Raw genomic sequence first — 21,360 nt, 5'->3', positions numbered from 1 at the left:
GTCGTTGTAGAGGAAAGCGTGAAAAACAGAACCCTGGGAAGTATTTTTATCGTCGCCGGAACGACAATTGGCGCAGGAATGCTGGCAATGCCCCTGGCGGCCGCAGGCGTGGGATTTGGCATGACCCTGCTGCTGCTGGGTACGCTCTGGGCCTTGATGTGTTACACCGCCCTGCTGCTGCTTGAGGTTTACCAGCACGTGCCCGCCGACACCGGCCTGGGTTCACTTGCGGCGCGCTACCTGGGACGTTACGGCCAGTGGATAACCGGCTTTAGCATGATGTTCCTGATGTATGCCCTGACCGCCGCCTACATCAGCGGCGCCGGGGAATTGATCGCCTCCAGCGTTAATGACTGGTTCGGCTCTGACATTACCCCTGCGACGGGGGCTATCTTCTTTGCGCTCATCGGCGGCGGCGTGGTCTGCGTGGGAACATCGCTTGTCGATCTGTTTAACCGTTTTCTGTTCAGCGCCAAAATTCTGTTCCTGATTGTCATGCTGGTCCTGCTGGCGCCGCACGTGCACAAGGTCAACCTGCTAACGCTGCCGCTGGAAAAAGGGCTGGCGCTTTCCGCCATCCCGGTCATCTTCACCTCGTTTGGCTTCCACGGCAGCGTGCCGAGCATCGTCAGCTATATGAACGGCGATATTCGCAAGCTGCGCCGCGTCTTTGTTATCGGCAGCGCGATCCCGCTGATCGCCTATATTTTCTGGCAGCTGGTCACGCTGGGCAGCATTGACTCTTCAACCTTTATTGGGCTGATGGCACAGCACGCTGGCCTGAACGGTTTTCTGCTGGCCCTGCGCGAGGTCGTCACCTCCCCGCACGTTGAGCTGGCGGTACACCTGTTTGCCGACCTGGCGCTGGCGACCTCGTTCCTGGGCGTGGCGCTTGGCCTGTTCGATTACCTGGCCGATCTGTTCCAGCGTCGCAATACCGCCGCAGGACGCTTACAGACCGGGGCAATCACCTTCCTGCCGCCGCTGGCATTCGCACTGTTTTATCCGCGCGGGTTTGTGATGGCCCTGGGATACGCAGGGGTGGCGCTGTCGGTCCTTGCTCTGCTCCTCCCTTCCTTGCTGGCATGGAAGAGCCGCCAGCAGCATCCGCAGCAGGGATACCGCGTGGCGGGGGGAAAACCGCTGCTGTGCATTGTGTTTGCCTGTGGAGTGGTGATTATTCTGGTGCAGGTGTTGATTGCAGCGGGAATGCTGCCGGAAGTGGGTTAAATAAAAAAGGGGCTATCATCAGCCCCTTTTTTATCAGTGCAAACAGCAGCTCTTAAACTTCTTCCCGCTGCCGCAAGGACACGGATCGTTACGCCCAACCTTGGTGCCGTTCACCGTCGGTTTCTTCACTTCCGGCTGCTGCGGGTTGTTGACCCAGTATTGATATAAACGCAGTGCCGCAGGCTGGATGCTCTCGATGCTGGCGATATACTCCTCTTCGGACAGTTCATCCAGCTTTTCGCTGTTATCTTCCGTACCGTGCAGCGCAATCACATCAAGATCGGCCTTCAGCGCTTCCGGCAAGGCTGACCAGTCCGTCAACGCCACGCCGCGCATGTAGCCGTAGCACCACTCTTCCACAACGGTATAGCTTTCATCGTCTACGTCGTTATATCCAAACATCGGTTCAAACTGATCCGGATATTCGCTCAGGCGCTCGGCAATATCGTTCATGTGCTTAAAGCAGAGATCGATAAAACGGTTCATCTCACGATCGTTTTTCCAGCGTGGAATGTATTTCTCGCCACCCCATACCGCCACCAGCCAGGCATCTGGCTCAACGACAACGGGGCCGGAAAGCACTGCGGTGAGCATGCCGTCCAGCTCGGACACGTCAATAACGGACGCATCATCATGACCGTAAGACATTAACGTCTCTTCAAGCCACGCCATTTCGCTTTCATTTAATGGGCCTTCAGTCATCGCTGACACTCCTGATAAAAAGGAAACGATCCTAACACATATCTCCCGCCTCTACGGGCGGAAGTTTAGGTCTTTATTGCTGCAAAAACGTGCAAATCGTGACCTTTGCACAACTTATGGGCTTTATTGTTAACGATATGTGATCTCCGCTGTAATTTCTTCTCCTCCCGCAGGGCGGCATAACGCGGCGCTCTATACTCAAACAGGTCACAGGCCCGTCAATGGGTTAACCATTCTGGCAACGTTTTTGCTTGCTGTTCTTCGCGCGATGCTGCGCAGGGAAACCTCGCCGTAATATGCAGGATGCCGTCTGTATCTTGTTCGTTTAGTGCATTTTGTTCTTGTTCACGTTTTGGATTGGCTGCGCCGTCGGGCGTTTGGGTTTACGCCGTGGTGCAAAAACCTCTTTGCTAAGGAACATAATAATGTCGCTGAAATTTATCAGAACTCCTCTTTCTCTCGTGTTGGCCGGCTGCCTGGTGACGGCGTTTTCCGCCAGGGCCGATATTGTGATTGGCGTGGCCGGGCCGTTCACGGGTCCTAATGCCACCTATGGCGATCAGTACTGGCACGGCGCAACGCAGGCCGCTGAAGACATTAACGCTGCCGGCGGCATTAACGGTGAGAAGATCAAACTGGTTCAGGGCGATGACGCCTGCGAGCCTAAGCAGGCCGTGGCCGTCGCCAACCGTTTAGTTGACCAGGATAAAGTCAACGCCGTGGTCGGCCATTTCTGCTCCTCTTCCACGATGCCCGCCTCCGAGGTTTACAGCGATGCGGGGATCATCGCCATCACCCCCGGCTCGACCAACCCGCTGATTACCGAACGCGGCATGAGCGACATGTTCCGCATGTGCGGCCGCGATGACCAGCAGGGACAGGTTGCCAGCGACTTCATCATCGACAAGCTGAAAGCCAAACGCGTGGTCATCATTCACGATAAAGACACCTATGGACAAGGCCTGGCTGACGCCACCAAAGCGGCGCTGGCGAAACGCGGGGTTCAGGATGTGATGTACGAGGGTCTCTCGCGCGGTGAAAAAGATTTCAACGCGCTGGTCACCAAAATTGGCGCACAAAAACCGGACGTGGTGTTCTTCGGCGGGTGTCACCCTGAAGCCGGCCCGCTGGTTCGACAGATGCGTGAACAGGGCGTACAGGCGAAATTCTTCTCCGGGGACTGTATCGTCAACGAAGAGATGGTCACCGCCGCGGGCGGCCCGCAGTACACCAACGGCATTTACATGACCTTCGGTAAAGATCCGCGCCTGATCCCGGACGGTAAAGCGGTTATCGAGAAATTCCGCGCCGGTAAATTCGAGCCGGAAGGTTACACCCTCTACTCCTATGCTTCCGTACAGGCGATTGCAGCGGCCTTCAAGGCCACCGGCGGCAAGGATTCAGCCAAAGCCAGCGAGTGGCTGAAAGCCAACTCCGTCGACACGGTAATGGGCAAAAAAGCCTGGGACAGCAAAGGCGACCTGAAGGTCTCTGACTATGTGGTTTACCAGTGGGACGACAAAGGAAAATATAAGGAAGTGCAGTAACGGGACGGAGTCACGCTCAACGTCGGCGGGCCTGCCTGCCGGCGCGTAATAAACATCAGGCTGCGCGGCTCGCGCAGCCTATAAAACGAGCGCGCTAAAATGAGTACATTCTTCCTGCAACAGTTAATTAATGGCTTAACGCTGGGCTCCGTCTACGGCCTGATCGCCATCGGCTACACCATGGTGTACGGCATTATCGGCATGATTAATTTCGCCCACGGCGAAGTGTATATGATTTCCGCCTATCTCTGCGCCATTGGCCTGGCGCTGCTCTCTTTCTTCGGCCTGCAGTCGTTCCCGCTGCTGATCCTCGGGACGCTGGTATTCACCATTGTGGTAACCGGGGTGTACGGCTGGACCATCGAGCGTATCGCCTACAAGCCGCTGCGAAACTCCACGCGCCTGGCGCCGCTTATCTCCGCCATCGGGATGTCGCTTATCCTGCAAAACTACGCGCAGCTGAGCCAGGGCCCGCGCCAGCAGGGGGTGCCAACCATGCTGGACGGCGTTATTCGTCTGCATCTGGGCGACGGGTTCGTTCAGATAACCTACACCAAAGTGTTTATTCTGCTCGCCTCGTTTGCCGGCATGCTGGTGCTCACCTGGATAATCAACCATACCCGGCTGGGGCGGATGTGCCGCGCGGTGCAGCAGGACCGAAAAATGGCCTCCATTCTGGGCATTAACACCGACCGGATCATCTCGCTGGTCTTTGTCATCGGCGCGGCGATGGCCGGCCTGGCGGGTGTGCTGATCACCATGAATTACGGCACCTTTGATTTCTACGTCGGGTTTGTGATCGGCATAAAAGCTTTTACGGCGGCGGTACTGGGCGGCATCGGTTCTCTGCCCGGCGCAATGCTCGGCGGCCTTATCCTCGGCGTGGCGGAAGCGCAGTTCTCGGGCATGGTGAACTCCGACTATAAGGATGTCTTCTCGTTTGGGCTGCTGGTGATGATCCTGATTTTCCGTCCCCAGGGGCTGCTTGGGCGCCCAATTGTGGCCAAAGTGTGAGGGAGAACGACATGGTATCGCACACTTTTTCGCTTAGACGCTGCATTCTGGACGCGATTTTCTCCGGGCTGATTGCGCTAATTATCTTCGGCCCCATTGCGGGCGTGGTGCTGGACGGGTACAGCTTTAACTTCGCCGGCCAGCGCCTGGCCTGGATGGTCGGCATTGTGATGCTGGGGCGTTTTCTGCTGAGCGCTTTTTTAGGTACCCCTGCCGGCGCCCGTTTCCAGGCGCGCTTCGAGGCCGATAGCGCAGGCGTGTATGTCCGGCCACCGGAATACAAAAGCCGCATGCGCTGGATTATTCCTCTGGTGATTACCCTTGCGGTTTGCTTCCCGTTTGTCGCCACCAAATATGTGCTGACCGTCGCCATCCTCGGGCTGATCTACGTGCTTCTGGGTCTCGGGCTGAACATCGTCGTGGGTCTGGCCGGTCTGCTGGACCTGGGATACGTCGCTTTCTACGCGATTGGCGCTTACGGCCTGGCGCTGGGGTACCAGTATCTCGGCTTGGGCTTCTGGAGCATGCTGCCGCTGGCGGCAATCATGGCCGCCGCCGCGGGTGCCCTGCTCGGCTTCCCGGTGCTGCGCATGCACGGTGACTATCTGGCCATCGTCACTCTTGGGTTCGGGGAGATTATTCGCCTGATCCTGAACAACTGGCTGACCTTCACCGGCGGGCCTAACGGCGTTTCGGCCCCTCCCCCCACCTTCTTCGGTCTGGAATTTGGTCGGCGCGCGAAAGAAGGTGGGGTGCCGTTTCACGAGTTCTTCCACCTGACCTACAACCCGAACATGAAATTTATCTTTATCTATGCGGTGCTGTTTCTGGTGGTGATGCTGGTACTCTATATCAAGCACCGCCTGACGCGAATGCCGATTGGCCGGGCGTGGGAAGCCCTGCGTGAAGACGAAATTGCCTGTCGCTCAATGGGGCTGAATCATGTTCTGGTCAAGCTCTCGGCGTTTACGCTGGGCGCGTCAACCGCGGGCATTGCCGGGGTGTTCTTCGCGACCTACCAGGGGTTCGTGAACCCAACCTCATTCACGTTTTTTGAATCCGCGCTGATCCTCGCCATCGTCGTGCTGGGCGGCATGGGCTCGACGCTGGGCGTGGTGCTGGCCGCCTTTGTGCTCACGGTCACGCCAGAACTGCTGCGCAGTTTTGCAGAGTACCGTGTCCTGCTGTTTGGCATGCTCATGGTGGTGATGATGATCTGGCGTCCACGCGGTTTGATCCGCATTAACCGCAGCGGGTTTGCCGTGCGTAAGGGCGTCGCGCCATGAACGAAACGATATTACGCGTTGAACATTTAATGATGCACTTCGGCGGGATTAAAGCGCTAAACGACGTCAACCTCGACGTTCAGCGCGGGTCAATTACCGCCCTTATTGGGCCCAACGGGGCGGGAAAAACCACCGTATTTAACTGCCTGACGGGCTTCTACAGAGCCTCGGGCGGCAACATTTTATTTAATACCCGCAATAAAACGACCAACGTCATTCAGGTACTCGGACAAAAATTCCAGCCCGGCGACTGGATCCATCCCGCCCAGTTAGGGCAGCGTCTTTTCTACAAAATGTTTGGCGGAACGCACCTGGTCAACCGCGCAGGGCTGGCCCGCACGTTTCAAAATATCCGCCTTTTTCGCGAGATGTCGGTGGTGGAAAACCTGCTGGTCGCACAGCACATGCGCGTAAACCGCAATCTGCTCGCCGGGATCTTAAATACGCCGGCTTACCGTCGGGCGGAAAGCGACGCCCTGGACCGGGCCTTCTACTGGCTGGAAGTGGTGGATCTGGTGGAGTGCGCCAATCGCCTGGCGGGAGAGATGTCGTACGGCCAGCAGCGGCGTCTGGAAATTGCGCGAGCAATGTGCACCGGGCCGGAAATGATCTGCCTGGATGAACCCGCTGCCGGGCTTAACCCGGTTGAAACGCACAAGCTGAGCAGTATTATTCGCTTTCTGCGGGATCGCCATGACATCACGGTATTACTGATTGAACACGATATGGGGATGGTGATGGAGATTTCAGACGACATTATCGTGCTCGACCACGGCGATGTGATTGCCAGAGGAAAACCCGAGCAGATCCAGCATGATGAAAAGGTGATTGCCGCCTACCTGGGCACTGACGAAAGCGAGGTCACCCTATGAGCGAACCGCTGCTGGCATTTCGCGAAGTGGATGTGTTCTACGGCGTCATTCAGGCGCTGAAGCAGGTCTCTCTGGAGGTCAATAAGGGTGAAACCGTGGCGCTGATTGGCGCAAACGGCGCCGGGAAATCAACGCTGCTGATGTCCATCTTTGGCCAGCCCCGTATCCGCAACGGGCAGATCCTTTTCGGTGGTGAAGATATCAGCCATAAATCCACCCACTACGTCGCCTCAGGCGGCATTGCGCAGGCACCTGAGGGACGACGTATCTTTCCCGATATGACCGTTGAAGAGAACCTGCTGATGGGCACCATCCCCATTGGCAGCCAGTTTGCCGCTGACGATATGCAAACCATGTTTGACCTCTTCCCTCGCCTGAAAGAGCGGCGCAAACAGCGCGCCATGACCATGTCCGGCGGGGAACAGCAGATGCTGGCGATTGCCCGGGCGCTGATGAGCCGCCCTAAACTGCTGCTGCTGGATGAACCTAGCCTGGGCTTAGCCCCAATAGTGGTGAAACAGATCTTCCAGACGCTGCGCGAGCTGGCCCGCAACGGGATGACCATTTTTCTGGTGGAGCAGAATGCGCATCACGCGTTAAAGCTGTCTGACCGAGGGTACGTGATGGTTAACGGACAGATCCGGCTAAGCGGCAGCGGCGAGGAGCTGCTGGGTAATCAGGAGGTGAGGAAGGCTTATTTGGGCGGGGTGTGAGGCCGGATCTCAGGTACAAAAAAACCACCTTTCGGTGGTTTCACGACACTGCTTATTGCTTTGATTATTCTTTGTTTCCCATGGTAGCCGGAGTGGGACTTGAACCCACACAGCGCGAACGCCGAGGGATTTTAAATCATGCGTGTTATCTATGATAATCAGATAGATACGTTTATTTTTCGCCATTAACTCATAATTTTAAGATCAAATGAATCAATAGCTTACGTATATCGAAAAGTCACAATGGCGAAACCCTTGCCGCAAAAGCGTTGATCCGATTGAAGAAAATTGTTAATTTTCACTTAAGAGTATTTAGCCAGTAACATGAGTTCGATTCTCATGAGCATGCCTTTTATTCCGGCTCTTATCATAATGTCAGTCATATCGCTCCTACGTCTCGTAAGTGTCGTCTTGATGAATCATGTAAATAAGGAAAAGCCTATGAATAAAGTATTCCGCAGTATCCTAATGTTCGCTTCATGCATCTGTGAAACTCTTTGGGCTGGAATAGTAAGCGTCGCTGCTGGTGCCATCCCTGGCCACTCCGAGTCTATCTCGGTACTGGCTAAGTGCTCTTAATTTTTGCCTAACACACCATCATGGGGTGTCGCGGGGCGGAGGTTCAAACATTCTCGCACCAAAAAAATATGCCTTAAACCAGTCACTTACGAATGATTTTAAATGTCTGCAATGAAGCGCGGTGAAACAGTGGTGAAACGTTAATTAAATAGCCGTGCAATCATCATCTCTAACCCGATTGATAAAGAACGTCGCTACCACAAGAACCTTCACCTCTGCATGCGCGGTTCCCTCTATCGCCTCACCTTCATCCGTAATGAGCGCTTTTCCTATCAACTTGACAAACTGCGTACGCCCATCGCTCAAAATCAGAAGGATATCCCCTTCGCTGGTTTTCACTCACGACTCGATAACCGCAAAGCCAATAAACAAGCCGGGACCGACAAAGTGCTTGTGATTTATAGTAGTCTATCTACCCCACTCGATTTGAATTATAATAACCAGAACTGAGAGAAAGGAGATGGCATGAGTACTAAATACTATATAACCAAAATTTGGTGGGGCGCCATCATGTGGGTAGTTGTATTTTACAACACATTATACAGTCACGAATGGGTCGAACTATCGGATCGTGAAAAGATCATTTTCATCCTTTCCTCAATCAGCCTTATTTTATTCCCTATTTCTTACAACGTAATAGAAAGAGCAGGTATGAAATACTTGCCGACTTTCTGGGAAAACCAATGTGTGAATGAACAAACCCCATCAAAATTTTTTTCTGTAATAATACCGATACTGTGCTTTGCTTTTGCCATTCCCTTATCATTATTATACCCACTCATATCCAATAATAAAAAGGCCATTTAAAATGGCCTTCTATATCTACTAAAGACCTAAAGACTTATTGATTGCACTCAGCACATTTTCATTCGCGAACAGTGCTCCGCTTAGCATCATTACCATACCAAAACCAACAATACCAAGTGGTGCTCCTGCAGCAGCAAACGCTACTGTAATCAACTCACCAGCAACTTTACTTACAGCCATTGATTCCAGTTTGTTAAATGCATCTTTCCAATCATTAGTAGTCAAACCTTTGTATACTGCATTAGAAAGATCCGCTAAATCAGCGAAAGCATTAAAACGTCCAAACAACTTAGAATATGCAGCTAGCTGTTTCGCCATAGCAGCTTGATCGAGAGATTTAAATGCATTAGCAATGGCCGCTTTATCCGCTGCATTAAGCTTGTTTACAGCAGAACCTTTATATTTATCAAACAATGCCACAGCCTCAGGCACACTACGAATTTTTGAACTGCGCGCCTGTGCAGCCAACTCCTGTGCCAGACGAGCAGAGCGTTCGCCAAATTTTTTCGAAACTGACTCGAAAAATGCTGTCGCAGTCGTTATCGCATCTTTCATTTCAGCAGCTGAAGCAACAGCAGCATCTGCGTTCTGTTTGTTCGATGTCGCAACAGGTAATGCCTTTTGAGCATCATCCAGAGCTTTCTGAGCTGCGGTAATTTCAGCCTGCCCGTTTGCCAAAGCCTTTTTAGCACTGTTCAGTTCATTCTGTGCAACTTCAGCCTGATAACCCGCCTGCAAGGCCTGATAGCGACCAGGCCCTCCCATATCATTCAGGAAATGCCCCAGTTCATGAGCACGAGCGGTAGCCTTATCTGAAGCCTGTTGCTTAGTTGTTACACTAGCTTCCAGACCTGGGATTTTCGATTTTGCCGTATTCAGTCGAGTCTGCTGCTGATTAATAGCAGCATTTGCTTTCGCAACATTATCAGCCGCTGTTTTAGCATTTGTTTGCGCAGCTGTAAGGGCATTGGCAGCTAATTCCTGACGGCTTGGTGATGTCGCAGGGACACCAGTAACACCATTATGTTCACCAGGTTCAGGTTTCATGTAAGAACGATCAAGGAGAGAATTAAGCACTCGCACAAGACGTGTTGAAGAAACGTATGCAAGTTGCGAGTTTTCTCCCGTCATTTTAATACCATTCATATAATTAAAACCGTCAGCACCGGATATAACATCTCCCCAGGGAGTATGTTCAACATTTGATGACGAACTGCCCGACGAAGAATGATTGCCACCATTACCACCACCGTTACCACTACCACCAGAACTACCAGATCCGCTATGACCATCATTGTAAGGGTCATTTTTCCCCATGTGACCAAAGCCACCGACAGAACCGCTATTTAACTCAGTGCTCATAAAAATATCCTCTTTGACGTTTAATAATCAGGTGTGCGGTTTATTGGCTGCCTTGTTAGCGGCACGCTGTTGAAATCCACTGCACACCAAAAATACTGTATAAATAACAATGTGTTTATATACAGTGTTTACAATATTACGCTTGGCTATCTCACATCGTCAACAGGATTTCCCCTACCATTATTTGCCATGTGCAAACAACAAATGTCAGACCGCCTTTAAGCTCTACGATAGATAAAAGGAAACAGGAGACGCAGTCACTTTTTATGGCATGTACCGTTCATGACACATCAAATTCACTGGCTGTTCGCGCTCCCAGTTGTAGCGTGTCATGGCGAAAGGGCTTGCAAGTTACTGCACAGAGAAGACAACAGAAGCGAAGTGTATGCAAAGGCTATTTTCAGGAGTTTACGGCTGCTAAAAAAAGATATTAGTATGTGTTTTTAAGCAACTACAGGGACTTTCCTACGTGACATCACGACTTATTAAACCGGTTCTTTTACTCCTTCCATTTCTCCTGAACGCCTGCACCAGCGACGGAAAATCTGTTTCTCAGGCTCAGGAACATTCAGTAACGAGATTAGCGGAACAAGAGCAAAACCAGGACTATGCTTCACAGATACATCAGGCAGTAATTGAACAGTTTTCGGACAGATCGTCATATAAGGGGAAAAAATGCACAGTCAGGATTTCCATAGCGCCGGACGGATTGCTGTTGAGTGCAGAGATTGAGAAGGGTGATCCTGAGTTTTGCCAGGACGTTCTCTCTGCAATAACCCGCGCGAAAATCCCACCAGCCCCGGATAAAGAGACCTGGCTGAAATTCAAAAATGCCCCTCTGCTGGATTTCGCCTCCTGAAAAATCTCCTTCTGCCGGAGGCCGGTCATAGCCTCGGTCGCCGGTAGGTTTATTGCGGCTGGAGCTGGAGCTGGAGCTGGAGCTGGAGCTGGAGCTGGAGCTGGAGCTGGAGCCCCAGTGTTTTCAATTAGGCGGGAAATGCAACTACATCTTAGATGATCGCCTCTTGCTTTCTGTCCATGCCGTTCGCAACCAGTTGGCCCGCATGCCCCCTTTCGTCTGAGTAATCTCATGAAAAACTCATTTAATTTCATTGTGCTGGTTTCAAACTATATAATCAGCGTTAAACTGCTTAGCGAAAAACACAACCATCACTAAAACAATAACTTATATATTAATCAATAACATATAACAATTTCAGGGCGGACATTATCGGACAATAATGGTCATTTTATCGCCCCAAATCATGCCCCCGGCTCAATTTTGCCCCCAAATTTGCCCCCAAAATTGACACTTTTGCGTAGATCCTTCAGTTTCACAACGTATCGCTTTACGCATTTCATCCTCATCAGCATAATCACCGCGAATCCGTTTGTAAGACTTAACCAGCGCGCGCTACTTTTTCTCCCTGCCCTATACTTTCAGTCTGACTGACTGGAGGTTTCTATGTGTGGACGTTTTGCACAAGCCCAAACCCGTGAAGACTATCTGGCATACCTGGCCGACGAAGCCGATCGTGACATCGCGTACGACCCGGAGCCTATTGGCCGGTACAACGTGGCACCAGGCACAAAAGTTCTCCTGCTGAGCGAACGCGACGAGCAGCTGCACCTCGATCCTGTCCTGTGGTCTTACGCGCCCGGGTGGTGGGATAAACCGCCACTGATTAACGCTCGTGTTGAAACGGCGGCAACGAGCAGAATGTTTAAACCGCTCTGGCAACATGGCAGAGCGATATGCTTCGCAGATGGTTGGTTTGAATGGAAACGGGAAGGTGACAAGAAACAGCCTTTCTTCATCCACCGCGCCGACAATCAGCCAATCTTTATGGCTGCAATCGGCAGCACGCCGTTCGAGCGTGGCGACGAAGCAGAAGGTTTTCTCATTGTGACGTCTGCTGCTGATAAAGGCCTCGTGGATATTCACGACCGCAGGCCGCTGGTTCTGTCACCTGAAGCGGCGCGCGAATGGATGCGCCAGGACATAGGCGGGAAAGAAGCTGAGGAGATAGCTGCCGACGGCGCAGTGCCAGCTGACAAGTTTATCTGGCACGCTGTGTCGCGCGCCGTGGGGAATGTGAAGAACCAAGGGGCCGAATTAATTGCCGACTCCCTTAGTTATAAATATATTAAATGAAATAAACACCTTATAAAATAACTCTTGTTGCACTATGTTTTTATACTTAGATTAATTAATGCCCCATTTCTTTATTTACTCTAAACCCATCCATGAAATATATTAAATTATGCCCGCAATTATCCAAACCATAAACATTGACACCTTCTTTAACAATCAATGATATTAATTCAGAACCAAATAAAGGAGGTATAATCACATCCTTATCTACTATAAAAACATTATGTCGTTGGATTTTAATCTCTCTAAGTTGAGTTGCTTTGGCGCCGTCTTCCCATTGTTTTATTTCTAAAGGTGTAGCTGGCTTCGCAATAGAGAAAAACATTCTTTTGATGATGTCATTTGCATTATTTGCACTCTCTGTCATGCGTTGCATGTCAAAGTTCATTGTCCATATCTGAGACTTAGCATCATTTAATTGTGCCTTTAATATACTTTCTTGGCTAAGTACATCAGTTTCAATCTTTGAATTTTCCAAGCTCTTAATCGAAAATTTAATTTTTGTACAACTTGGGGTGATAGCACGGATTATATTTTTATCTTGAACATCATAATGAGATACAGTCACACCGAGCAGGTCAGATGGCAATCTAAAATCCCGTTCCGTTGATTTTGGAATTAAAATAAAACATTTTTCAAGCCCTAGACTGCCAATAAACATCCCTAGCTCTAAAACCACATTATCTCTTACTGAGTTATATTCAATATTTCTGATAAAAATTTGATCATCAGGATGAAATATGAATACCGCATAGTCAGACTCTTTAGTTTTTTTTATGATTTGAGTTATTGTAATTGATGATAAATCAAAAGCATTTGTCCATACCTCGGATTGCATTTCTTCAGTAAGTTGTAAGTTGACAGCTTCAGCGTGTAAAGATGCTTCCGACGAAGATGCAATGAAAACAATTGGTTTGTTACTCATTCTAGGTCCTTGTTCAATCTTATTGAAGTCAATAATAGACATATCAGTAAGATACCATAGGAAGTTTATTTGACACTTAATAAATCACTAATACGCGTTGTATATCGTGGAGACAGCATTTCACGCTTCATCTGCCATTGCTGCTGAATGCCCTGTCCGGCAAAGTAGATAGTTCCTTTCCCGTCTTTAGCGTTCAGGTGATCGAGCACTTCCATCAACCTTTCGCTTCCGGCGCGTGGCGCGTTCTCATCGAAAAGATTCAGCTGGGCCACCCCCTGGCTGAAGAAGTCTCCCAGCATGATTCCAGCCTTTTGATAGCGGTGGCCATCCTTCCAGATTTTGTCCAGGCACTTTACAGCGGCGTTGATAATGTCGCGGGAATCCTGCGTGGGTGTGAGAAGCTTCATGGACGCACTGTTACCGTAATACGGCTCGTTAAGCGCAAAGGGAGAGGTTTTCACGAATGCAGAAATAAAGCGGCAATACTGATGCTCGCCGCGAAGCTTTTCAGCACCGCGCGCCGCATAGCTGCAAATAGCCTGGCGCATCTGTTCGTACTCGGTGACGCGTTCACCGAACGACCTGCTGCAGACAATTTCCTGCTTTGCCGGAGCAAACTCCTCCAGATCAAGACAAGGCTCGCCACGCAACTCCCGGACCGTTCGCTCGAGTACCACGTTAAAATGTTTACGGATAATCCATGTGCTTTGTTCTGAGAGATCTAGAGCCGTTTTGATGCCCATGGCGTTCAGCTTCTTACTGATGCGCCTGCCGACGCCCCAGACATCCTCCACAGGCACAATAGCCAACAACCGACGCTGGCGATCAATATTGGACAAATCAACAACACCACCCGTCTGCCTCTGCCATTTCTTGGCGGCGTGATTTGCCAGCTTAGCGAGGGTTTTCGTCTGCGCGATGCCAACCCCGACAGTTAGGTGCGTACGCTTCAGAACCGTAGCGCGGATCTCTTTGCCGAACTCCGTCAGGTCACGGCAGTTGCGAACACCTGTCAGGTCGCAAAAAGCTTCATCGATGCTGTAAATTTCGACGCGGGGGCTCATTTCCTCCAGCGTCGTCATTACCCGGTTCGACATGTCAGCGTAAAGCTCGTAATTACTGCTGAAGCAAACAACGCCAGCGCGATGGAAAAGCTCCTTTTGCTTGAAAAATGGCTCCCCCATGGTAATTCCAGCGGCCTTGGCCTCGGCGCTTCGTGCGATTACGCAACCATCATTGTTCGACAGAACGACCACTGGCCGCCCCCTCAGATCAGGTCTAAACACCGTCTCGCATGATGCGTAGAACGAATTCACATCACAGAGTGCAAACATACTCAGCTCGCAGATTTCACGATGAAAGTCACGACACCGAACACATCAAGCGTGTCCTCGCTGCCGACGATTATCGGCGAGTAAGCGCTGTTCATCGGTATGAGCTGGACTGTCGGGCGTAGCTGCAGGCGCTTAACAGTGAACTCCCCTTCCACCGCGGCGATGACAATGTCACCATGCACAGCAGTGCGTGAGCTGTCCACCACCAGCAGATCACCGTCGCTGATCCCGGCCTCGATCATCGAGTCGCCCGCTGCTTTGACGAAATATGTCGAGCTCGGGTGAGCGACAAGTAACTCATTGAGATCGATGCGCTGTTCAACGTAATCAGCCGCGGGGCTGGGGAAGCCGCACTGTACTAAGTCACTGAAAAGCGGGAGAGCGATGATTTCTCGCAGTTCTGTAGGCCTGATGAATTCCATGACACACACCTCAAACACTGTTTTTATATACAGTAGTTTTATTTGTATGTGTCCGCAAGATGCAGCCCCAAAAGCTATTGCTTAAAGCTTCGCCGTTTCGCTTCTAAGCTTTTATCACGCTTCGAATTATGGCTTTTGTAAATTTTTCGACAATGGCCTTGGGTCAGCAGAATTAAGCCATCTGTTAAACCGCTTGTTCCGGCTCGTCATTAAGAGCAGTTCTGGCCGCATTAAGTTTCTTATTCCAGATGCTGTCAGCTGGCATTTCCACTCGGACGCTTACAAACTGATCTGATGGGATATCAACCGGGTCTCCATCAGCTAACCCCGCCCGCTCATTTCTGGCAAATTCAGGGGCCGATGGGTGGGTGCGGTGATAGGTTTTAACCAGCACAGAACCGTCAGAATTAACCTCAAAGTCCAGCCAGATTAAAGGCTGCTTATTTCGATCAGTTGGTATTTCAAAGCCGCCATCTATGCCACCCCAGGCGGCATCTGAATTCAATCCCATGCAGCCTTCAATGAGATATACCCCCTTGTCGAGGCGCTGGACGGTTACCCCATCGGATTCTTCGTTAGTTTCTGCACTTCCATCCCCCAAAATATTAACTATGGGTGATGCTTTCTTAATAAATCCGTTTCCATCTACTGTGACGCTCTTACCAATCATGCAAATTTCTGCCGCGTTGCTGTACGCCCCGTTAACCACTGACTGGAAAAAGGCTCTGCCGCTCGTGTCCCCCATCCAGCGGGAAACAAATTGTGTGTTAGAGGGATAGGCCACATTGATAATTGTTCCCTGCTGGCTTCCGGGGAACCACGTCTGTTGAACGTTAGTCGCAAGAAAAATGGCACGATCAAAGTATTCGTTGTGGTAATTGACCGTTTGGGCAAAACCAAAACCCAAAGTACCTATTAGCGGCACTTCGCCTGTTGCGGTGCCAGTATTTTTGGTTGCAGCAGTTCCTAGCTCGAGGTTTGAACGAGCGTCAGCGGCATTCGTTGCCCCTGTCCCGCCCTGTGCAACAGAAAGCGCAGTAGTGAGCCCTTTCAGTTCGGTGATATCGCTGTTTACCCCCTTTCTGGCAAGTGCGCCAATACCAGGAATATTCACGGAGGCCCCGTTGATGGTAACGGTGATAGTCTGGTTTGCTGAGGTGGTGGCGAACGACTCCCACGCGCCAATATTCTCGTCATACTCTTTGAGGAGTTGGGACATTGCCTGGGCCAGGCCGTCGACCGAGATATTGTCCGAGACAAGAATTCCATACTTCTGGCCGCTCAGTGCCGGGGAAGCAGCTGGCGTAACCGTCATTGACGTGGCGCTGTTCACGGCTGAAATCTGGAACAGCTGCACCGGGTTAGACATCACGATAATAGTCTGGCCAGCGCGGACCTGGCTGGCGGGTGCCGTCCAGTTCGTGCCGGTGCCGGTTGCGGTGTTTCCGTTAACGGCGATGGTGCCAGTGTTATAAAGCATATTTTCTCCAGGCAATAAAAAACCCCGCCGTAGCGAGGTTTGTTTTGAAACAGAATGAGTTATTGGCAGGTGGTGCTGGTGAACGTGTTGGCACTAACCCAGGCCCAGTTAAAGGGATAACCGGCGCGGTACTGGGTCTGATTGTTTTGTTTACGCACTCCGTAAATCTGGATACTGTTTTCCTGCCCGCCGATAAGGGCGGTACCAGAACAAACAGGTTGCTGCTTCTCAATAACGCCAGCGCAACCGGAGAGCAAAACCACCACCGCCAGGTAAAGAATCATGTCTTTCATCGTGGTTATATCCCAGGGCATTCACAAGGTTACACAATAACAATATGAATCAACGGGATATAATTGATTTGGTAGATCAATTATTCAAAATTGATCGTTGAAAACGATCAATCGTAGTTAGCGCAGTTGATGGCCATGATGACGTTTCTCATGTTTGAGTACGCGACGTTTTGCAGCCCTCCGGAGGGGGTTGTCTGAGGTCTGGCAAATATCCGCGTGTTGCTTCCCTCGAGTTTTGCCATGCTCTTGTAAATTGCAGCGTAGGGCTGCGGCTGGCCACCGGCTGATATAACCCCGGTAATCAGGCCGAGCATAACGGGCATGCAGGCCCATTTCCCCGCCAAGGTTGTGTTGATGTTGTAGCCTGAGCTTGCATCCACTCCGGCAGTGCCTATGGTAACGACATCGCCGAGCGTGCGCGTCTCGTGGGTCAAAATCAGGGTCCCCGATGCATCCCACACGGCCATCCCGTAATCTGGCTTTGTCTGGGGGAAAATAGAGAAAAAATAAACGTACGCTGTGCCGGTTGCATTAGGTCTGAGAAAATCAATCGTGATGGTGTTTCCGCTTACCGTCTGAGTGATTTCCACCTCAACCGTGCAATGAACGAAGGCCACTACGGGCTGACCTGAGGGAAAGGTGTGCGTCACCTTGGTATTAAAACCCGATGTTCCCTGCAGTGCCGCTGTCTTTCGCGCCTGTAATGCAATTGGCGAGCTGTTGGCGGTAACCCACACCTCACCGCTCGTCGTCGTCAGTAAAACGCCGTACTGCGCCATTTATGCCCTCTCGATCTGGAAAATGAAAAAAGCTGCAACAGCGGGTTCAGTCCCTGCTGAGTAGTCGGTATCCCCCACAGAGGAAACCGTTGCAGTACCGCCGGAGATGGTTATCTTCCTTCTTCCAGTTCCCCACTTATCATCGTTCATGGCCTGAAAGTAGGTCAGTTTGCAACCTGGTGGCAGGGCAACGGAATAAGAGCCTGTTTTCTGGTTAACGGCCAGTTGCAGATAGCCGCAAACGCTGACTGGCTTAATTCCATAGTTGTTAACCTTGCCTGATGCATCCCATGTTTGAACACCGTATTCCGCCATCGTATCTCCTGAAAAAATAGAGGCCCCGCAAGAGGCCTCCCGTCACCATGTACCAGTGATTCTTCCGATCTGCACCCTCAACACATTGTTGGAGTCCCGGACACTAATTGTCTGGTTGGTCTGTTTCATGGCCCCCTCGCCAGCTGTCGAACCGTAGTTCTCAAACGTACCGGCCTTATCCAGTCTCCACCCGACTGAGCCAGCGACATAGTTGTTGGACTGTATGTAATCGCCAATCATCGCATTCTCGATCCAACCTTTACCGATAAAACCCTGATTGATGAAGGTCTGCCCGTTCTGAATAACGAACGGCAGCGACACGCTGTTACCTGCGGCAGAAGTGACGGCGAACCGGTCAGCGAGGAAGATGACCTGGGATTGCATGCCGTTCGGCGTATTCTCAACGCCGATCCCCATCCCCGCGGCGTAATACTGTCCATTGCTCGTTACCCCAACCTTGATGTTGTACATCGCGCTGAGTTGGCCGTTTACGTTCGCAATGGCCTGAGCGTTCGTTGTTATCGCCGCCGTATTACCGTTTATGGTCGCAGTGATGGCGTTTATCTGCGTCGCCGTGGCCTGCTGATAATTCGAAACCGTCTGACTCAGACTGTTGATGGATGCCGTATTGCCGTTGACGTTCGTCTGCAGGCTCAGCAATGCGCGTGCCGTTGCTTCCCTGTCAGTGACGATCACCTCATCAATGCGGTCCAGCTGCGCGCTGTTACCGGCTACCGATGCCGACAGAGTTTTACGCGTGGCCACCTGAGCAAGATTGGCCTGGATTATCGCAATTGCCGAGTTCTTCACACCTCCCGTCATGCCGTCCATAGACACAGAAATCTCGTCTATCTTCACTTCGGCCTGCGCCAGCCCGTCAGCGTTCTCCTGGATGTCTTTCGCCTGCTGCTCCATCTCGTCGGCATGCTTTTTGATGTCATCCGCCATGCCTGCAACTTTTTCATTGCTGTCCACCGCGTTCTCGATCAGGTCTTTGAACGTGTCGGAATCTTTCATGTCCTCCAGAATGTCGTTAGTTATTTCACTGACGTCTATCGAGGACGTGCCCATGACCCAGTCGGTCCAGTCACCAGCATTACCGATACGATCAATCAGGCGCGCACGATACCACTGGCGGACGCCGGCAGGCATTGGGCCATGCTGATAATCTGCGGCCGGGTACGGCACCAGAACCAGCAATTCAGGATTGGCAAAGTCAGAGGTTGTAGCGCGCTGAATCTCTGTATAGGCCGTATCGCCTGAGCCATCCGGAAATTTCCAGGTCAGATCGATATGCCAGACCACATCTTCGGTCGCCAGGAAGTTGAGCGGGGTACCCGGTTTTCCCGTTTTTCCGGAAAGGTACGTTGTTTCGGCGTATCCCCATGGTGACGACGTATCCTGCGCATTCAGCGCCCGGACGCGCACATCATAGCTGCCTGAATAAATGCCCTGAACGGAGAACCCCTGCGCGCTGGTAACCGGAACGTTGATCCAGTCCCCGTTATCCTTGCGCCACTGAGCAACGTACCGGATTGCGCCCTCAACCTTGTCCCATGACACGTCAAGGCTTGCTACTGTCAGACCCTGAGACACATGATCACTCTCAGTCACCACGATATTCTTCGGCGCAGACAGGACGCTTATCGGCGTGACGGTGATCGGGGGCGACTCGATCCGAACGCCATCATCGATGTAACGGTATTTGTTTGGATCGTGCTGAACGGCCGTAATTGTGAAACCGCCTGTGCTGTCGTCGTTGGCAGCGATTGAAGTGACCCGGAAGTACTGTATCGCGAGGTTATCACTGTCTATCGCCCACACAGCACCAGCGGCAGGTGCCTGACTGAAGGCCGTAGCCACCGTCACCGTTATTTTATCGGCGCTCACCGCGCTGATTGTCCGCGTCTGGGCTTTTCCGTCGGGCAGGTTAACCACCAGCCGGTCTTTCGCTGCGTAATCTATTTCTCGATCCAGCGTAATCTGGCGGCCATTGACCGCCACTATGCGGCCCCCGTTCTCCTTTCCGGAACGGAAAGGATCGGCGACACCGATAATTTCAGCGGGCAGAGGAATATAGCCGTCCAGTCCCACCCCAAACGACACGGTCCCGTCTTTGGCATTGGAGAGTAATACCCAGCGACCGCGCCGGTGCGCTTCACTTTGCGAGGTGCAGCCGATTGCGGTCAGGGACGTTTGCCTGACGTCGTAACGCTCTACAAGCTCTGAATCGTAGACCCCCTCAACGGTATCGCTGTAATGGTTCTGCGGATCGGACCAGGACACCAGGCAGGAGCTGTAGCGATTCTTGTATGAGCCGCCCGCATAAGTAAACAGCCCATCGATAACGTTTGAGGCGTTATAAACCCAGTCAACATCGTCCTGCGGGACGTCTGCCTGGACATAAATCTGATCGTTGCCCCAGAACGTTATTCCACGAAATACCGCGGCGAGATCGTTAAGTACCTGCCAGGCGTCCTCCTGGCTCTGAATGAAAACGTTGCAGGTGAACCGAGGTTCGGTACCACCGGCCCCGTCGGAAACCATTTCGTCGCAATACTGGGCAATTGAATACAGCGCCCACTTATCCACCATGGACGCATCCACGCGCGTGCCCATGCCGTAAATTTCATCCAGAACCAGATCGTAAAATATCCAGGCGGGGTTATTGGACCAGGCCATTTTGAACCCGCCGGACCATGAGCCAGAATAGGTTCGGGTTGTCGGATCGTAATTATCCGGAACCTTAATCAGCTTGCCTTTTATCTTACAGGTCACTTTCGGCGCGCTGCCGTTGAACTGGCTGCTGTCCACTTCGACATACAGTAACGCGGTTAAAGGATAACGAAGCTTGCTGTCGATGACTTCCGCATACGAAAACACTTTGAAGGCGTTAACCAGTTTCGAATTTGATCCGCTGGCATCAGCCGTAATACGCCTGACCCTGACAGACCAGCCGGACGTGGATTTTGGCAGATCGATACGGTGGTCACGCTGATATTCCGTCGTGGTCTTTCCGTCAAACTTGCCGTTTACAACCGTTTTCCAGGCGCCGCCATCCGTTGATAAATCGATCGCATACTCGGTGACCGTGCCCACCATATCGCCGTTATCTTTATAGAGATACTGGACCGGAAGGCTGAGCTTGATGCGGATGGCATCCAGGGAAAGGTTGGTAAACTGGCGCGTCCAGGGCGCGGTGGTGGTGACAGTTGTGCCCACGGCCAGCTCGTTGTCGACCTGGGGCATCCCGGCAATATAGGTCTGGTCCTGTGTGCCCTTGCGGAACTCCCATTTCACGCCGCTGAAGTTGTATTCCCCGCTGTCGTTTGCCAGCGGCGTATCGTTGAGAAAAATGTTCTGAGCGGTCAGGTCGCCCTGTATTTCCCCCTCAGAAACGGCAATGAGCATTTTTAATTTTGCGACCGACAGGAGATCGTCAGGCTGCTCAACCGGAGTATGTGAATTGCCACCTCCCCCTTTGGCACCCTGCAGGATGGTTTCTTGTTTAAGAAGCTGCATTTTTTCACCCATAAAAAAAGGTG

General features: G+C 51.7%; 20 protein-coding genes. 9 read left to right on the top strand and 11 right to left on the bottom strand.

The features are described 5' to 3' along the window. The first annotated feature begins 18 nt into the window (after positions 1 to 18). Positions 19 to 1,230 carry a tyrosine transporter TyrP gene (gene tyrP, locus AC3WOK_RS10200; RefSeq protein WP_063431877.1) on the top strand — a complete coding sequence of 404 codons (1,212 nt, stop codon included), beginning with the start codon at positions 19 to 21 and terminating at the stop codon, positions 1,228 to 1,230. A 33-nt stretch (positions 1,231 to 1,263) separates the two neighbouring features. Here the strand turns inward: tyrP and AC3WOK_RS10195 are convergent, their stop codons facing one another. Further along, the gene (locus tag AC3WOK_RS10195; RefSeq protein WP_447855888.1) at positions 1,264 to 1,932 is read right to left on the bottom strand and encodes a YecA/YgfB family protein; all 669 of its coding nucleotides are present in this window, start codon (positions 1,930 to 1,932) and stop codon (positions 1,264 to 1,266) included. A 425-nt stretch (positions 1,933 to 2,357) separates the two neighbouring features. Here AC3WOK_RS10195 and AC3WOK_RS10190 point away from each other — a divergent pair, with 425 nt between their 5' ends. The 5 genes from AC3WOK_RS10190 to AC3WOK_RS10170 all read left to right on the top strand — a co-directional run bounded on the left by AC3WOK_RS10190 (position 2,358) and on the right by AC3WOK_RS10170 (position 7,364). Next, positions 2,358 to 3,479: a branched-chain amino acid ABC transporter substrate-binding protein gene (locus AC3WOK_RS10190; protein WP_023312277.1), complete on the top strand. Its 1,122-nt coding sequence runs from the start codon at positions 2,358 to 2,360 to the stop codon at positions 3,477 to 3,479. Positions 3,480 to 3,578: 99 nt separating this feature from the next. Beyond that, positions 3,579 to 4,493 carry an ABC transporter permease subunit gene (locus AC3WOK_RS10185; protein ID WP_047345968.1) on the top strand — a complete coding sequence of 305 codons (915 nt, stop codon included), beginning with the start codon at positions 3,579 to 3,581 and terminating at the stop codon, positions 4,491 to 4,493. Between the two features lie 11 nt (positions 4,494 to 4,504). Then, positions 4,505 to 5,779, top strand: a complete 1,275-nt coding sequence (gene livM, locus AC3WOK_RS10180; RefSeq protein ID WP_059312427.1) for a high-affinity branched-chain amino acid ABC transporter permease LivM — start codon at positions 4,505 to 4,507, stop codon at positions 5,777 to 5,779. Next, complete coding sequence (locus AC3WOK_RS10175) at positions 5,776 to 6,651, top strand: ATP-binding cassette domain-containing protein (RefSeq protein WP_063431875.1); 876 nt, start codon at positions 5,776 to 5,778, stop codon at positions 6,649 to 6,651. The genes livM and AC3WOK_RS10175 overlap by 4 nt, the downstream gene beginning before the upstream one ends. Next, positions 6,648 to 7,364 carry an ABC transporter ATP-binding protein gene (locus AC3WOK_RS10170; protein WP_059312425.1) on the top strand — a complete coding sequence of 239 codons (717 nt, stop codon included), beginning with the start codon at positions 6,648 to 6,650 and terminating at the stop codon, positions 7,362 to 7,364. The genes AC3WOK_RS10175 and AC3WOK_RS10170 overlap by 4 nt, the downstream gene beginning before the upstream one ends. 723 nt (positions 7,365 to 8,087) lie before the next feature. Here the strand turns inward: AC3WOK_RS10170 and AC3WOK_RS10165 are convergent. Then, the gene (locus AC3WOK_RS10165) at positions 8,088 to 8,282 is read right to left on the bottom strand and encodes a hypothetical protein (protein WP_492354466.1); all 195 of its coding nucleotides are present in this window, start codon (positions 8,280 to 8,282) and stop codon (positions 8,088 to 8,090) included. A 126-nt stretch (positions 8,283 to 8,408) separates the two neighbouring features. Between AC3WOK_RS10165 and AC3WOK_RS10160 the strand changes: the two genes are divergently transcribed. Further along, positions 8,409 to 8,750 (top strand): colicin E1 family microcin immunity protein, encoded by a 342-nt coding sequence (locus AC3WOK_RS10160; protein WP_492354465.1) that lies wholly within the window; start codon positions 8,409 to 8,411, stop codon positions 8,748 to 8,750. Between the two features lie 18 nt (positions 8,751 to 8,768). Here AC3WOK_RS10160 and AC3WOK_RS10155 read toward each other — a convergent pair whose 3' ends face one another. After that, positions 8,769 to 10,112 carry a colicin-like pore-forming protein gene (locus AC3WOK_RS10155; RefSeq protein ID WP_492354464.1) on the bottom strand — a complete coding sequence of 448 codons (1,344 nt, stop codon included), beginning with the start codon at positions 10,110 to 10,112 and terminating at the stop codon, positions 8,769 to 8,771. 469 nt (positions 10,113 to 10,581) lie between these two features. Between AC3WOK_RS10155 and tolA the strand changes: the two genes are divergently transcribed. Together tolA and AC3WOK_RS10145 are read left to right on the top strand one after the other, a co-directional pair. Continuing rightward, entirely contained in the window at positions 10,582 to 10,971 is a 390-nt protein-coding gene (tolA, locus tag AC3WOK_RS10150; RefSeq protein WP_492354463.1) for a cell envelope integrity protein TolA, read from the top strand. Between the two features lie 606 nt (positions 10,972 to 11,577). Next, positions 11,578 to 12,267 (top strand): SOS response-associated peptidase, encoded by a 690-nt coding sequence (locus AC3WOK_RS10145; RefSeq protein ID WP_492354462.1) that lies wholly within the window; start codon positions 11,578 to 11,580, stop codon positions 12,265 to 12,267. Positions 12,268 to 12,322: 55 nt separating this feature from the next. Here AC3WOK_RS10145 and AC3WOK_RS10140 read toward each other — a convergent pair whose 3' ends face one another. The 8 genes from AC3WOK_RS10140 to AC3WOK_RS10105 all read right to left on the bottom strand — a co-directional run bounded on the left by AC3WOK_RS10140 (position 12,323) and on the right by AC3WOK_RS10105 (position 21,349). Beyond that, positions 12,323 to 13,192, bottom strand: a complete 870-nt coding sequence (locus AC3WOK_RS10140; protein WP_222563447.1) for a TIR domain-containing protein — start codon at positions 13,190 to 13,192, stop codon at positions 12,323 to 12,325. Positions 13,193 to 13,257: 65 nt separating this feature from the next. Next, positions 13,258 to 14,526, bottom strand: coding sequence for a Y-family DNA polymerase (locus tag AC3WOK_RS10135; RefSeq protein WP_492354461.1), 1,269 nt, complete (start codon positions 14,524 to 14,526; stop codon positions 13,258 to 13,260). A 2-nt stretch (positions 14,527 to 14,528) separates the two neighbouring features. Next, positions 14,529 to 14,948 carry a translesion error-prone DNA polymerase V autoproteolytic subunit gene (locus AC3WOK_RS10130; protein ID WP_192986562.1) on the bottom strand — a complete coding sequence of 140 codons (420 nt, stop codon included), beginning with the start codon at positions 14,946 to 14,948 and terminating at the stop codon, positions 14,529 to 14,531. 184 nt (positions 14,949 to 15,132) lie between these two features. Beyond that, a complete protein-coding gene (locus AC3WOK_RS10125; RefSeq protein ID WP_492354460.1) occupies positions 15,133 to 16,428 on the bottom strand; it encodes a phage tail fiber protein in 1,296 nt (431 codons plus the stop codon). A gap of 59 nt (positions 16,429 to 16,487) precedes the next feature. Then, positions 16,488 to 16,721: a phage exclusion lipoprotein Cor gene (cor, locus tag AC3WOK_RS10120; protein WP_492354459.1), complete on the bottom strand. Its 234-nt coding sequence runs from the start codon at positions 16,719 to 16,721 to the stop codon at positions 16,488 to 16,490. A gap of 107 nt (positions 16,722 to 16,828) precedes the next feature. Beyond that, positions 16,829 to 17,500, bottom strand: coding sequence for a hypothetical protein (locus AC3WOK_RS10115; RefSeq protein ID WP_492354458.1), 672 nt, complete (start codon positions 17,498 to 17,500; stop codon positions 16,829 to 16,831). Further along, complete coding sequence (locus AC3WOK_RS10110) at positions 17,501 to 17,815, bottom strand: hypothetical protein (protein ID WP_492354457.1); 315 nt, start codon at positions 17,813 to 17,815, stop codon at positions 17,501 to 17,503. A 42-nt stretch (positions 17,816 to 17,857) separates the two neighbouring features. After that, entirely contained in the window at positions 17,858 to 21,349 is a 3,492-nt protein-coding gene (locus tag AC3WOK_RS10105) for a TipJ family phage tail tip protein (protein ID WP_492354456.1), read from the bottom strand. Between the last annotated feature and the right edge of the window lie 11 nt (positions 21,350 to 21,360).

The sequence above is a fragment of the Enterobacter sp. FW301-JW81 genome, assembly GCF_058788735.1.
The sequence above is the reverse complement of the archived record's forward strand: the minus strand, read 5'-3'. Positions and strand labels throughout refer to the sequence as shown.

What these genes read in the sequence shown, in the direction of transcription:
- AC3WOK_RS10160 (WP_492354465.1), top strand. Translation starts at nt 8,409, where the DNA reads ATGAGTACTAAATACTATATAACCAAAATTTGGTGGGGCGCCATCATG.
- AC3WOK_RS10155 (WP_492354464.1), bottom strand. Translation starts at nt 10,112, where the DNA reads ATGAGCACTGAGTTAAATAGCGGTTCTGTCGGTGGCTTTGGTCACATG.
- AC3WOK_RS10185 (WP_047345968.1), top strand. Translation starts at nt 3,579, where the DNA reads ATGAGTACATTCTTCCTGCAACAGTTAATTAATGGCTTAACGCTGGGC.
- AC3WOK_RS10125 (WP_492354460.1), bottom strand. Translation starts at nt 16,428, where the DNA reads ATGCTTTATAACACTGGCACCATCGCCGTTAACGGAAACACCGCAACC.
- AC3WOK_RS10140 (WP_222563447.1), bottom strand. Translation starts at nt 13,192, where the DNA reads ATGAGTAACAAACCAATTGTTTTCATTGCATCTTCGTCGGAAGCATCT.
- cor (WP_492354459.1), bottom strand. Translation starts at nt 16,721, where the DNA reads ATGAAAGACATGATTCTTTACCTGGCGGTGGTGGTTTTGCTCTCCGGT.
- AC3WOK_RS10175 (WP_063431875.1), top strand. Translation starts at nt 5,776, where the DNA reads ATGAACGAAACGATATTACGCGTTGAACATTTAATGATGCACTTCGGC.
- AC3WOK_RS10110 (WP_492354457.1), bottom strand. Translation starts at nt 17,815, where the DNA reads ATGGCGGAATACGGTGTTCAAACATGGGATGCATCAGGCAAGGTTAAC.
- AC3WOK_RS10115 (WP_492354458.1), bottom strand. Translation starts at nt 17,500, where the DNA reads ATGGCGCAGTACGGCGTTTTACTGACGACGACGAGCGGTGAGGTGTGG.
- livM (WP_059312427.1), top strand. Translation starts at nt 4,505, where the DNA reads ATGGTATCGCACACTTTTTCGCTTAGACGCTGCATTCTGGACGCGATT.
- AC3WOK_RS10190 (WP_023312277.1), top strand. Translation starts at nt 2,358, where the DNA reads ATGTCGCTGAAATTTATCAGAACTCCTCTTTCTCTCGTGTTGGCCGGC.
- AC3WOK_RS10145 (WP_492354462.1), top strand. Translation starts at nt 11,578, where the DNA reads ATGTGTGGACGTTTTGCACAAGCCCAAACCCGTGAAGACTATCTGGCA.
- AC3WOK_RS10135 (WP_492354461.1), bottom strand. Translation starts at nt 14,526, where the DNA reads ATGTTTGCACTCTGTGATGTGAATTCGTTCTACGCATCATGCGAGACG.
- AC3WOK_RS10195 (WP_447855888.1), bottom strand. Translation starts at nt 1,932, where the DNA reads ATGACTGAAGGCCCATTAAATGAAAGCGAAATGGCGTGGCTTGAAGAG.
- AC3WOK_RS10105 (WP_492354456.1), bottom strand. Translation starts at nt 21,349, where the DNA reads ATGGGTGAAAAAATGCAGCTTCTTAAACAAGAAACCATCCTGCAGGGT.
- AC3WOK_RS10170 (WP_059312425.1), top strand. Translation starts at nt 6,648, where the DNA reads ATGAGCGAACCGCTGCTGGCATTTCGCGAAGTGGATGTGTTCTACGGC.
- AC3WOK_RS10130 (WP_192986562.1), bottom strand. Translation starts at nt 14,948, where the DNA reads ATGGAATTCATCAGGCCTACAGAACTGCGAGAAATCATCGCTCTCCCG.